This is a genomic window from Providencia sp. PROV261 (assembly GCF_028477945.1).
In the GTDB taxonomy this organism is placed as follows: Bacteria; Pseudomonadota; Gammaproteobacteria; order Enterobacterales; family Enterobacteriaceae; genus Providencia; species Providencia stuartii.
The window spans coordinates 191332-205417 of the sequence record NZ_JAMPMC010000005.1; the positions used below are offsets into that span (position 1 = coordinate 191332).

The 14086-nt window shown below is 39.6% G+C and carries 11 protein-coding genes; 3 read left to right on the top strand and 8 right to left on the bottom strand.

The window, feature by feature from the left end; all coding sequences use genetic code 11:
- Positions 1-19: 19 nt before the first annotated feature.
- From pepT to PR675_RS03705, 7 genes are all read right to left on the bottom strand, one after another.
- Positions 20-1252, bottom strand: coding sequence for a peptidase T (gene pepT / locus PR675_RS03675; protein ID WP_060561339.1), 1233 nt, complete (start codon positions 1250-1252; stop codon positions 20-22).
- 35 nt (positions 1253-1287) lie between these two features.
- The gene (locus tag PR675_RS03680) at positions 1288-2841 is read right to left on the bottom strand and encodes an AbgT family transporter (RefSeq protein ID WP_014658104.1); all 1554 of its coding nucleotides are present in this window, start codon (positions 2839-2841) and stop codon (positions 1288-1290) included.
- A 294-nt stretch (positions 2842-3135) separates the two neighbouring features.
- Entirely contained in the window at positions 3136-3552 is a 417-nt protein-coding gene (gene psiE / locus PR675_RS03685; RefSeq protein ID WP_272582681.1) for a phosphate-starvation-inducible protein PsiE, read from the bottom strand.
- A 208-nt stretch (positions 3553-3760) separates the two neighbouring features.
- Positions 3761-4165 carry a GFA family protein gene (locus PR675_RS03690; RefSeq protein WP_060561340.1) on the bottom strand — a complete coding sequence of 135 codons (405 nt, stop codon included), beginning with the start codon at positions 4163-4165 and terminating at the stop codon, positions 3761-3763.
- Positions 4166-4238: 73 nt separating this feature from the next.
- Entirely contained in the window at positions 4239-4505 is a 267-nt protein-coding gene (locus PR675_RS03695; RefSeq protein ID WP_014658102.1) for a hypothetical protein, read from the bottom strand.
- Positions 4506-4706: 201 nt separating this feature from the next.
- Positions 4707-6179 carry a DUF3999 family protein gene (locus PR675_RS03700; protein WP_004918779.1) on the bottom strand — a complete coding sequence of 491 codons (1473 nt, stop codon included), beginning with the start codon at positions 6177-6179 and terminating at the stop codon, positions 4707-4709.
- Positions 6166-8955, bottom strand: coding sequence for a DUF2339 domain-containing protein (locus tag PR675_RS03705; RefSeq protein ID WP_014658101.1), 2790 nt, complete (start codon positions 8953-8955; stop codon positions 6166-6168). Before PR675_RS03705 ends, PR675_RS03700 begins: the two co-directional genes overlap by 14 nt.
- A 557-nt stretch (positions 8956-9512) precedes the next feature.
- On the opposite strand from PR675_RS03705, the gene PR675_RS03710 reads away from it, so the two are divergent.
- The 3 genes from PR675_RS03710 to PR675_RS03720 all read left to right on the top strand — a co-directional run bounded on the left by PR675_RS03710 (position 9513) and on the right by PR675_RS03720 (position 12216).
- A complete protein-coding gene (locus PR675_RS03710) occupies positions 9513-10436 on the top strand; it encodes an AEC family transporter (RefSeq protein ID WP_040133024.1) in 924 nt (307 codons plus the stop codon).
- Between the two features lie 127 nt (positions 10437-10563).
- Complete coding sequence (gene glpX / locus PR675_RS03715; RefSeq protein WP_004918770.1) at positions 10564-11547, top strand: class II fructose-bisphosphatase; 984 nt, start codon at positions 10564-10566, stop codon at positions 11545-11547.
- Positions 11548-11727: 180 nt separating this feature from the next.
- Positions 11728-12216 (top strand): DUF4822 domain-containing protein, encoded by a 489-nt coding sequence (locus PR675_RS03720; protein ID WP_014658099.1) that lies wholly within the window; start codon positions 11728-11730, stop codon positions 12214-12216.
- A 140-nt stretch (positions 12217-12356) separates the two neighbouring features.
- Here the strand turns inward: PR675_RS03720 and dtpA are convergent, their stop codons facing one another.
- On the bottom strand, positions 12357-13832 hold the full coding sequence (gene dtpA / locus PR675_RS03725; RefSeq protein WP_004918766.1) for a dipeptide/tripeptide permease DtpA: 1476 nt from the start codon (positions 13830-13832) through the stop codon (positions 12357-12359).
- Between the last annotated feature and the right edge of the window lie 254 nt (positions 13833-14086).

Here is a 14086-nt window from a genome sequence, read left to right on the forward strand (position 1 = left end):
ATAAATAGAAACTAATTGGTTATTTCTGACCGACTAAACGGCAGATACTCTCTGATACCAAATAGCTTTTCTCAAACGAGCTGAGAGGCAAGAATTCAAATCGCGAGTGGAAATTTAATGCGCCTGTAAAGTAATTCGGCGTTAAAATTCCTCTAGCAGAGAGTGCAGAACCATCTGTGCCCCCTCGCATAGGGATCACTTTAGGCTCAACATTTTGAATTTTTAATGCTTCAAAAATTAAGTCGATAGCCGTACGGTCATCACCGAGCGAATCACTGATATTGCTGTACACATCTTCGATTTTAAAATCAATTTTTGCTCTCGGATGGCGCGTTCGGATCAATTCAATCGCTTCACCGATATAACGTTTACGAGCTTCATAGCTGTTTCGGTCAAAATCGCGGATCGCCATTTTGATTTTTGCATTATCGGGATTTGCGACTAAATCAGTCACATAGAAATAACCTTCGCGCTGCTCGGTATGTTCAGGAGTATCAAAACGGTCAAAACAGCCGATAAAATCATGTGCGACACGAATAGGATTCAATAGTACATTTTTTGCCGACATAGGATGAGCCGTCACCCCTTTAATTGTCACCTCAATTGACGCTGCATTAAAGGTTTCATACACCACTTCCCCGAGGTCACAACAGTCAATGGTGTAGGCAAAATCTACTTTGAAGCGAGATAGGTCCATGATTTTTGAGCCACGTAACCCTATTTCTTCATCAGGAACAAAGGCAACATAGATATCACCGCAATCAAAATCTGCCTGTTGCAGCTTATCCATTAACTCCATAACCACGGTAACCGCGGCCTTGTTGTCCGCACCGAGTACGCTCGTTCCGTCACTAAAGATAATCTCTTCACCGATATAAGGGGCCGCTTCTGGGTGCTCTGACGCTTTAAACCAAATATCTTCTTGGGCATTCAAACACAGATCTTTGCCTTCATATTTAAGTGTTTGAGGCTTAATAACTGGCGATAGACCAACATCGACTGTATCTAAATGGGTGACAAAACCGATTTTAGGTGCTGAAGGTTTATTGCCCGGACGTACAGCATAAAGAATTGCATGTTCATCGATATAAATCTCTTTTAGGCCATAACTTTCTAGCTCTTTTGCCAGCAATTTCGCTAAATCACGTTGCCCTTCTGTACTCGGCACAACCGTTGCCGCTGCATCACTTTGACTTTCGATTGCAAGATAGCGAAAAAAACGTTGTTCGAGCTGTTTACCTAATTTATTCATTTTTTTTGTTCCTTTTACTCAATCCAACAACTGACTTATGGTGTTGGCTGCCATGTATAACCACTGTCAAATCCAATTGGAATATCGAATGCCCAGAAGAGGTATAGCGTTGCGGTCAATGTGATCAACAGACCCACCGTAAACGGTATCATCATGGAGCAAAGAGTACCAATTCCTGCATTTTTGTAATATTTCTGACAATACATCAGGATCAACGGATAGAATGGGAACATGGGGGTACTGACGTTCATTGCCGAATCACTGACTCGGAAGGCCGCTTGGGTAAGTTCCGGAGAGATGCCGACCGCCATCAACATTGGCACAAGTACAGGAGCCATGATCGCCCACTTAGACGTGGCTGAGGTGATCATAATATTTAATATTGCAGTCAGTAGAATGACACCAAAAACAGTCAATCCTGAAGGCATATCAAGGGTACGCAGTAATTCCGCACCAGATAACGCTAATAATGTACCTAGATTCGAATGTTGGAACGAATATAAGAATTGCGCGGCAAAGAAAGCGAAGACAATAAAGGGGATCAGTGACTTAGTAATATTTTCCATCGCTTTCACCACATCTTTCGTAGAGGTGAAAGATTTAGTCATATAGCCGTACACGATGCCGGGCAACGCAAAGAAAATAAACAGCAGTGGCACAACGATTTGCATGATAGGCGCTTTCGGGCTAGTCAAGCTGCCATCTGGGCCACGTAATAATGAGTTTTCCGGCCATAATAAGGCAAACAGACCCGCTGCCAAAGCCAGCACGACAAGACCCGATACACGAAACGCTCTATTTTCTAATGGCGTGATCTTACCGAGATCCTGATCGGCATCGGTATCCACATCTTTGGTGGTAATTGGGCAGTTTTTATTTAACCATGGCTCAACAATTTTTTCGGTAATAAACCAGCAAGTAAAAATAACACCAAATGTGCCACCAAGGCTAAAGAAGTAATTACACAGTACGTTAACACTATAGCCAGGAGCCATCATTTGCGCAGCATCTTGTGTGAAGCTTTGCATAATAGGATCGATGATAGAAGGCGTATAACTTGCAGTAAATCCGCCCGCTAATCCTGCGAATGCAGCCGCAATACCCGCTAATGGATGGCGACCACTCGCGTAAAACATCATTGCAGCGACAGGCATCAAAATGACGTAAGCAGAGTCAGAAGCAATATGGGAAACAATCCCCACGAACACTACCGTTGGCGTCAACATTTTCGGAGTGATAAACGAGAGCATTTTTTTCAGCGCAGTATTGATAAAACCGCTGCTTTCAGCAATCCCTATCCCCAATGTTGCAACTATTGTTATTCCAAGAGGAGGGAAATTAATAAAATTTTTCACTGCCGCTGTGATGAATAATATGATTTCCTCATAGTTAAACATATTAATGACAGTGATTTTTTCTTTCGACACTGGATGGTAATAATTAAAATCTACAAATGAAAGTAAATAAGATAAAAACCAACAGATTATCAAGGCATAAATAAACAGCATTGTAACGTCAGGCATCACGTTACCGATACGTTCAACACGGTTTAAGAAGCCCTTTTTTTTAGGGAGTGTATTTGTTGTCATATTTGCAAGTACTTAAGTTATTAGAGTAATAAACTTTTACACACTAAATAACGATTTATGAAAAGTAAAATACTTTCTTTCGATTATTTAACAGGATAAACCAGTTGTGATGACTTGCATTAAGATAATTTATCATTATAAATTATCTTAATTATTTAAACTCAGCAGGAATATGCTTTTGTTAGGGATAACTTCTCAGATTTCGCAAATTAACGATTATTTTTTATTAATCAAAAGATAAGAAAAAGGAATGAATAACATTCCTTTTTTACCATTAATTTTTTTTGAAATATTCTACTCTCGTTTTAGTTTTTCGGTATTGGCGATATAAAGGGCAACCACTAAGACTAAAATTGCAGCAGAATGAAGTAGTGTTGTCAGTGGATCGCTGTGATCAACAATAATTAAACGTATTACAGCCGTAATGCCGATATAGATAAAATACCTTAATGGAAAATGGTAACCAGACAAAAAATACTTAGTAATCAGTGCAATAAACTCGAAATAGAGGAAGTAAATCACAATTCTTTCTAATAGTTCATATGCTGTTGCTTCCTTTTGCCCACTAAACATTAAGGAGGCCATGGTGTACGTTTCTTTTGCTAAAAAGAAAACCAGTACAATCGCTAATGCGATCAAGCCAATATTTAATACCCATTGCAAAACCCACGCAATATTACTGGCGTGCCGCATATTTCTCATACTATTCATTCGTTATATTCCCTAGATAGTGATGCATATTGATATGGTAAGCTTGCGTGCACTTCCCCACATCAAATGCACAGAATTAAATCGCCTTCTATAAAAGGTTATAAGTCTTTTAGGTTATTGTAATTCATATTTAGGGTATTAACATTATGGAAGCAAAATAAAATAGATTAAATTTAACTAAGCCAGCAACGGCTGGCTCTCAAACCTTTTATTTAGCCATTAGCTTCATAATATCTTGTTCTGTCAGCATGGGTGTTTTTTCAATAAAGTTGTAGTACTTAGGTTTACTCTCAACAAATATTTGCATGGCCATCTCTGCATGCTGACTTTCTTCAAATAAAGCCGCAGAAACATAGTAAGAAGACGGTGAATGCAGATGATAAAATAGATGCGTTCCGCACCGTTGGCAAAATGCGCGTTCACCCCATTGTGATGAGGCAAAACGCGTCACCGCCTCTTCCCCTTCAATAACGACATCATCATGGCAATCAACACTAAAGCCAGGGCCACCATTCCAACGTTGACACATACTGCAATGACAAACACTTATTTTATCGATAGGCTGATGGGTACTAATTTTTACAGCGCCGCAGAGGCATTGCCCTTGATACATGGTATTTCCTTTTGATGATTCACGTTAGTTTAGTGCTCACTATAAGATGAGACACGATAAAAATACAAGGTGATCATTGCTTGTCACCAATTCGGAATTGGCGACCATTAAAGCGGCGATCTGTTGTTGTTTCAGTCAGCTCTACACGCCTTACCTCGGCTTGCTCACGCATTGATTCTATATCACCAAGATCTTGCATCTTATTTTGTTTCAATGGATGTTCTATTTTCACATTAACCTGCTCGTATGAAGTGACCGTTTCTGCCGCCTCAGCAAATAATGACGCGCTGGTTAGCAATGCGATAGCAATAAATAACTTTGAAAAAAAACGTGTTCTCATTGAAATTCCCTCCTGCTCAACCTTCGTTTTAGCGCAATACCATGTCAAAAAATAGTACCGACAAGTAATCATTTGGGGAATTTTGTAAATTTTTTAATAGCAAAATATGCCTTTTCTATAAAGGCGCTGTACGGTCGCTTATCACAATAGGGAGAACGTTTTCCCCCTATTAGCGATAAGGATTTTCGAAAGGAAGTTAATTTATTCTGATGACTTTGCATTCACTTCTTTTAATAGATACCAGCAGAAATACAGCAATACGATGATCCCTACCCCAAGTAGCACCCATAACGTGATAGTCATCCAGTCAAACTCATTTATCACAAAGTCATTTGATGTTAATTGCTCTTCACCACCCAGCTCAATAATCTCTTCTGGCACATACAATTTAGGATAACGATGCATTAATTCATCGATTGTTAGTGGTTGACCAAGTAACTCTTGGTAGCTGATATTATCAATACCGGCAAGCTGGCTCCCCCAAACTAATAGATAAGGCGATGCTCCTTGTACGTTGAACATTAAATTAACGGCATCGCGTTTCCCTTCAATATATGGTGGTTTATCATCCCAGCTGCCTTTTAATGCAGTAATTCTGAGTTTTTTAACCATTAAATCATTTAATACCAACTCCGGATTGCGGATTTCTTGGCCATTTTGTATTTGGTTATAGGCCACTATATTTGTTAGTGGTAGCCATTCTTCTCCAGAAGTAGAGGTATATTCAATGTGTAAAGGCAACACGCGGTTTGCTTGCCGCAATTGGATCACAATCGCACTTAAAGGCTGTGGCGAGGGTAAACGATATATTAATTGGTTTAGTGACACCCCTTCATTATTGGTAATAAAGTGGCAGGTCTCTTGCCGCCTTGTTGAATGAACAACCATAGAGGTCCCTTGCGCCATTGTTAAATCAGGGATCTTCGTCTCTTTAGCTGCCACAATAATGACCATCAAATAAGGGGCTCTTAGCGCAACGTAATGCCCTTCTAATAACTTAATTGTATTGCTATAAATCCCCCCAGAGTTTGAATTCAAACTCATGACAGGCTGATAAGCAGAAATATTCACCCAATCCTGTTTATTATCGCTAGCATAAATAAACACTTTCCCTTGCCAATCTTGTTGATTATTCATCCACTGCAAAGAAAGTGTCTGAATCGGAAAATCTTCTTGATTATTATTTTGTCGCGTTAATAGATAAGATTGATATACCGCATCTTTGGCTTGCTGCATTGCGGGCAATTCTATGCGTGTTAGCTTACTTGGTTGCGTTTCAATCAAAAGATATTGTTGATCGTCGTGAGTTTCTTCTTTCGAATTGACTTGGTCTGCACGAATAATTAGTCGCTGCAAAGCAAAGCTAACTTGTGAGATTTTACGCCTCTCTTCTGTATCATAAAATAAAGCCGATGGAACCTCCTGACCTGTTCCATTAAACACTCTGACATCTTGTAATGTTTGAGGATATGCAGAGTTGATATAGGCTTCAGAAGGAAGCTCAAGCCAAGCAAACGAACTATTATCGCTAGAATATTTCAATTCTATGCCCTGATAAAAGTCATAGGGCGTTAATGCTTTTTGCTCTTGTGCATGCACGAAGCTAGACAATAAAAATGAAAAAGAAAGATAAACGAAAGTCAGCCACTTCCCTTTGCTTTTAGTTAGCTTCATCTTCAACCTCATTAGTTCCTTTATGTTGGGCTGTTTTTGGTGGCAGTGGTGAAAAATACCCCACCACTAAAATCAACACCGCGACAACAATAAAGCTTATTGCACGAGATAAGCCATCCTGCCCATAAATATCGACTAAGAATAATTTAGCAATAACACAAGCAAATATTCCTGCCCCCAAGAACCAGCTCATACGGTTTTGTTTAATGCTGGCAAAAATCATAAAGCCTAAAGCGACTAGTGACCAACTAATAGAGAGGACAGTTTGGACTAATCGAGAATTAAAGAGCGCATCGACATTCCAATTAATTTCAGCAAAATCGGAGATGATCCTGATGATTATGCCATTAAACCATACCCCACTCAGAACGATAGCCGAAAAGCCTAGTCCCCTAATGATCCAAAGGTCAAATTCCCTAATTTTCTTTAATTTTTGTATTAGCCCACGACGCATTAATAATAACGAAGCAATGCTAAATAAACCGGCTTCATCCAATGGGTTGATCAGTGGAACATAATTCCAGAATGTCAGTTTCCCATCTTCAAAATTAGCAATAAATGAGAGGCCGATTAAAACAACAATAACAGGTAAAAAACTATACCAATAAATTATACCGTTGCGTTTCATTGGCGGCATTTTTTGGCTTTGCAACCAATACATCACTAAAATTGTTAGGGTTATCGCCATCACATAGATAAAGTAACCAAGCTCATTCATTCCCCAAGGTAAAATGGCGACAAACCAATTCACTTGTGTCGCAATAAACGCCAAGATCAGCCAAAACGTTGCACCGTGTAATATACGTTGCAGCCAAATATTACGCGCTTTCTGAGCATGTATCACAAATAAAATCGAACTACCTAACATCACTGGCCAAATCAGAGAGCCATCTCCTCTCCCCATTGGGTTTTGGTCATTAATAAAATCCAAGGCCAGATAGTAATAGCCAATTAGCCAAATAAACGATTGGCATAACAATAAAGGCACCCAATCAGTCTTAATGGCTAACATGCGCCATAGCCAAGCGGAAATAATGACTAATGCCATGATGATGAAGCTTTCAGACTCACCGCTCCAAGATAATATGTCGGTGATAACAGGGAGCCATACAATCCAAATCATCAAGCCAAGAATTAAGAAAGCATAGCTAAGCACTTTGTAATTTTCTGATGTGCCACGTTTTACGTGAAATATCGCACCGGCACTGAAACAAGCCGCCAATAAGACAGGCACCAAATAAGTACTTGTACGGCTCCATATATTGAAGGAAAAACCAGCTAATAAGATCAAGGCACTCACTGAAATAAGCCATGGCCCAATTACGATTAGTTTTTTATTTTGCTGAGAGAAGCCATAGTACAGTAATAATAACCCTTCGACAGACCAAAGAATTGATGTCCATTCATAGGTGAGCGCCAGTGGTATTGCCAACGTAACGAACCCAATACCAATGATAATATTGCCTAATGCTAAATTTTTCCCCACCACAGCATAGCGTTTATGGATCCTTAACCCAGCGAGTAAATAAAGTAAACCGAGTAATAGTGCCGAAAATGCTGGCGCAAAGCTGATTTGCCAAGAAATTGCACACTGCATTGCCATACTAATAAAAGGTGGAACAAGCAGTAATGTATAGTCGACAACTAATTGCTTCTCGTGTGGGTAACGTAATGCAAATAATTGTGTTAACACATTAAACACAATTAAGTTAGCAATCAGAAACAGTTGGCTAGAAACATAATAGTCAATTTGATAATACTGTACTCCCCATAATAGTGCGACTGCATAGGTCATGAACATGCCAACTAAATTAAGTGGGCGCCATGCTTGCCATACACTAATCACTAAAATGGCGATTGATAACATTAAATAGTAGGAAAAGAGCAGAATATGATTTCCGCCACCAGTAGATAGCAAAATAGGCGCTAAATACCCGCCTAACGAGGCTAAAACAGCCAAACTGATCGCTCGTTGTAACAATGCAAGCAAAATACTGGCTGCACAAATCAAGATCATTGCAACGAATGCCATACTATAAGGTAGCATTGTATACAGTTTAAAAGCGGCAAAAACGGTAATGTAAAAACAGCCTATTGAGCCACCTTGTAAGATCAAGGCAAATAAAGACTTTTTATGGCGTAAATACCACCCCACACCAAGTAAAGCTAAACAAGCTACTGCACTCGCTATCAGGCGTACTTGTGGTGATAGCATGTTGTTTTGAATACTGAATTTCAGTAAATAAGCGATACCAAAAAACAGCAAAAGAATACCAATTTTTGCTAGTGGGTTCCCTTTCCAAATCCAACTAAAAAAGTGACTAAATAGAGGGACTACCTCATTATTTTGGCCACTCACTTTATTGTTTGAAGGATGACCAACGTTGTTTGAAGATTGAGCAACACGATTAACATCCACTGTTGGTTGGAATTGCCGTTGAGGTACTTCTTCTGTTACTTGGGAGTTTAAGACGGGTGGAGCCGTAGGCAAAGGCTCCAACTCATTAGAATAATGAGAGAGCTCTTCCGAGGCGCTTTGATATTGTTGTGGTTTTTCAGAGGCAACAATCGTTTCTGGAGGGCTCAGCTCCGTTTGCTGATTAATCTCCCTATCTTGATAGCGCTTTAGCGTTTGCTCTAATGATAGAATACGTTGATTTTGCTGGAATAATTGGTATTTCACTCGCTGGACAAAAACTATTGCGATAATCGCAAGTATAGGTGAAACAGCTGCTAAAATAGCAATTATTAACCCTATCAGTATCAAGCCATCCACAAATAGCTTTCCCTCATCTTTAAACCTACGATTAAAAAATTTGCAAAAAAAGCGTATTCCTCTCTTCGCCTAGTGTAGATAGCATTCTAGCTATTGCCAAGCTGCTGTAATAAATTATTACAAATTAAAGTGCTCGCTAGGTTATGCCTAAAAACGGTAACTCAAAAAGAGTTTGTCCTACAAGCCAACACGCTATTACTCTTATTAAGAGGAACCATAAAATAGCCTTTTTTGCTAATGTAATATGCTTATTGACTATTTTTTATCTCTCTTGATTCTCTGTAACTCTTTTTTTTGTTTTCATTGATGTTATTTAATAAAAACTCATCTTTTTTTCGCCTTTCTTTATAAATTTATGTTATTTATATGTTTACATTATTAAAAAATAAATACGCATTAATAATGTAAGAAAGAGTATCAATAAAAGAAGTATATACAAAATAATTTAGATTGCATATAAATAGTTTTATTTCGATACTCAAATTAGGATTAATCGATTCCATCAATCGCAGCTTAAATATGCTGGAAATATTTTTATTTCATATTATGAGGACATTATGCTGTTACATATAATAATGGCTGCACTTGGACCAATCATCCTCGGTTTAGCGGTCGGGTGGCTATCCGGGAAATATGGTTTTATAAAACGTGAGTATTCACAAGCGTTTGCAGACTTTGTGGTTAAAATTGCGCTACCTTTTGCTTTATTTCTTGCCGCTGCACAAGCGCCACCTTCCGTACTGCTAAATATTGATTATCTATTAGCGTTGGCGGTTGGTTTAATCGCTTCTTATATTATTGGCTTCGTGGTTGGTAAGTTATTCTTTCGTCATAATAAGAAAGATGCAGCAATGCAAGCCTTATCGGTTTCCTTCCCTGATATGGCTTACTGTGGACCACCTGTTTTATTAGCAACGGTCGGGTCGTCCGGTCTTATTGCGATGGTGTTGGGAAATTTAATTTATACCATTATTATTATTCCTTTTACCCTGTTGCTTATTAGTGGCAGACAACAGAATAATGGTATTTTTAAATCGATCGGCAAAGCGATTGCACAGCCATTAGTTTTCTTACCTATATTAGGGGCGCTATTAGCCATATTTGGCGTTAAATTACCTGAAATTTTGCAAAATTCGGTCAACGAATTAGGTAAAACCGCTGGTGGTGTCGCGCTGTTTTTCCTTGGCTTATTACTTTCAGGTATTAAGCTGAAAATCAGTGTTGAGATTGTGTTCAACGTCTTTGTGAAAAACTTTTTGCAAGCCGCATTAATACTAGGAACGGGTATTGCATTGGGGCTACAGGGCGATATGTTAAAATCAGCCTTTATTATCGGTATTTTACCAACAGCAACGGCGGTACCGGCACTGGCTATCAGTAATAAGGCTTACACGGACACCTCCGCTGGCACAGTTTTACTCAGTACATTAGCCTCCCTCATCTCAATTATTGGCGGTATTACTATCGTCGAAATGCTCTAACCTACTCAGCAGGCTAGCATTAGCCTGCTTTTCCTTCCTGATTTTGTTCACCGATTATTTGCCATAGAGATCACAAAAAAAGTATCATATCTATATATGATTTCTTTTCGCATTCAGGGAATAAATAATGAAAATTAGCGATGAATTAGCTTATGCAATCGCTTCCGTTACAGAGGTTGCGGCATTAGCCGCGCATAATTGGGTAGGTAAACAAGATAAAAACGCAGCAGATAAAGCCGCCGTTGAAGCCATGCGTAACCGCCTAAATGAATTAGATTTTCACGGTCAAGTCGTGATCGGTGAAGGTGAAATTGACGATGCGCCCATGCTATATATTGGGGAGCAAGTGGGTAATCCCTCAGCGAAACAGAAATTAGATATCGCTGTTGATCCTATTGATGGTACTCGTATGGTCGCCTGTAATGAGCACAATGCCATTGCGGTTTTAGCCGCAGCGCCAACGGGTACCCTGTTACAGGCTCCAGATATGTATATGGAAAAATTGGTTGTCGGTTACGAAGCCAAAGGTACAGTACATCTCAATAATCCATTAGAAAAAAATCTTGAAAACCTCTCCTCAGCACTGAATAAACCAATAGCTCATTTATCAATTGCTATGCTTGATAAGCCACGCCATCAACATATCATGCAAACAATTCGCAATTTTGGTGCGAATGTCATTGCAATCCCTGATGGCGATGTTTTAGCTTCCTTATTAGCTATCTTACCTGAGCATCCTATTGATATGATGTATGGTATTGGCGGTGCACCTGAAGGTATTATTAGTGCCGCCATTGCACGTGCTTTAGGTGGTGATATGCAAGCTCGTTTAGTCTCTCGTACTCAAGCTAAAGGAGATAATGCACAAAATAGACTCTTAGCTGAACAAGAGGCAGCGCGCTGCCGCCAAATGGGCGTGAATATTGGGGAAATTCTCACATTAGACTCAATGGTGAGTAGTAATGATGTCATGTTTGCAGCAACAGCCATTACCCCCACAGTGTTAATGGATGGCATCGCGCATCATTCCCACAGTTACACCTCGAATACGCTGCTAATTAATGGTCATAACCGTTCGTTAAAGATTATTAATAACCGACATTTCCATTAATCTCATCTGATCGAACTGGTATTAAACCTACCAGTTCTTTTTCAAAGCGCCTTTGTAAATCTACTTAGTTCGACGACATAATTGGCAATAATTTTCACCTTCACATTTTGACATTATTCTTCTAGGTTATAGAAGGATATTTTTTAATCATCTGTATCATGATCTAATAATGGAGTATTTATGAAATTGAAACTTTTTATCGCCACAGCCGTCGCTCTGTCAACCCTGTCTGCTTTTACAGCTCAAGCTAACTCAAATGCTAACGCTAGCACTACGTTTTCAGCGTCTGTCGCGAAAAAACTCAATAGCTATGAGGATATCATGGTAGGTAAAGTCTGGGTAACCACAGAAGCGCTTGATCAAGATAACAAGCAAGTTGACCCCGCCAATGAACAAGTTGCCAATTTCTTTGGACTTGCCGAATACTTTCCAGATGGCACATTTAAAATGATGACGCCAGAAGGTAAGCCAAAAATGCAGGGTGACTGGTCATTTAGTGACGATGGTAAAAGCCGCTCAATTACCGCGAAAAATGATAAAGGTGAAGTGCTATTTACCCGCGTAGTTGAAAACATCACCGTGACGCCGGAAGAATATACTTATCGTATTTATCCAACACCGGATGATAAATCAAAATACGTTGATATTGTGCATAAAGTGAAAAACTAATTGCCCCAATATGCGGTTGTTCCCTTGCATGGTATTACAACAACATATTCCTGACCCCATCATAGTAAAAAGGATGGTGACATAGTAAAAAGGCCATAGACAGCTCACCGTCTATGGCCTTTTATATAGGTTAAACTGCGTTATTTATCTTGTGCCAATGTCATACGGTTCAACATTGGAGCAGTAATCACCATCAAAATCGCAATCACACCCGTTACAATACCAATTTTCAAGAAGACATCACTGTAAACGGATAGTGATTCAAGTGAACTTGTCACCTTCCCTTCTGGTACAGCGGCCAAGGATGCTACGTAACCGGCAATAAATGCAGCAGCAGAGTTAGTTAAGAACCATGCTCCCATGATAAAGCCCATCAAACGCTGAGGAACCAATTGCGCTACCATCGCGAGGCCGAGACCTGAGATCATCAGTTCACCAATACTTTGGAAACCGTAACAAATTATGAGCCAGCCAGCAGACACTATCCCCGCCTCGTTGGCAAATTTCGCACCTAATGGCAACACCAAGAAGGCTGCCGAGCATAGCAACATACCGATAGCAAACTTGTGTGGCATCGGTAAGTGATCGCCCATTTTATTGTAGATTGCCGCCAGAATTGGGCTACCAATAATAATCCAGAATGGGTTTAATGCTTGATATTGTGCTGGTTCAACAGAGAATATTCCAAATATTTCATGCTCAACGTTGTGTAACGCAAAGAAGTTAAGCGAGGTTGGCATCTGACTGTACAGAACAAAGAAGACGATAGCTTCTAACATCAGAATAAGTGCAACAATCATGCGACGACGTGCAGAGCCATTTAGCGCTAAGGTTTCTTTAATAAAGATAACAATAATCCCTAGCGAAATGATACCCAATGCTGCACGAGCGATCTCCAAATTGTGCAGTAACCATGTAGAAATCACGATCAGAGCCACAACCCCTACAATAGTCACTAGCAATTTAGAAATCACTATTGGAGCAAAGTCAGGTTTAGAACCATGATCGGCAACCCATTTCTTACACATAAAGAAGTTAATCAATGTGATAACGAGGCCGACAACACTGAGGGAAAAGGCAATATCCCAACCATAATGTTTTGCCAACCAAGGCGTTGCTAACATCGAGAAAAGAGAGCCGATGTTAACGGACATATAGTACATGGTGAATGCACCATCCAAACGCGGGTCATCTTTTTCATAACAAGTGGATAGTAACGATGATGGGTTAGCCTTAAATAAACCATTACCAACAGCAATCGTTGCTAGCCCGATATACACCATGGAGACATCGTGCCCTGAATATGCGACGAAAGCATAACCAGCAATTAACACTAACGTACCGAGAACGATAACGCGTTTTGTGCCGAGAATTTTATCGCCTAACCATCCCCCAATAGCAACAAAGCCATAAACTAATGCAGCAAAAGCAGAAAACAAAGTAATTGACTCTGTTTCTGACATGCCCAGCACTTGGCTTAGGTAGAGAGGGAGGATCCCTTGGAGACCGTAATAACCAAAACGTTCCCAAAGTTCAATAGAAAAGATGAGATAGAACGAGCGAGGTTGCTTAAACGCGTTAAGACTGACTTCCTCTTTGTTGTTAGTTGTGGACACTAGTTACCTCTATGACAACCTGTACATAAGCAAAAAAAGCTAAATGGGGTACTGTTTATACCCTCAGCATTGTTATTGTCTCAAGAATTCCAGTTTAAAAATCCAAAGTTGTCCGGTTAAACGCGTTAAATTCACTAACTTCCCGCCGATACATTAACCTTCAAATTCGACATCACTGTGTGTAATAGGATGCTTATGAATCACAAACATAAAATTCAATGAGTTAAAGCAGATTTGATTATTTATTCAACATT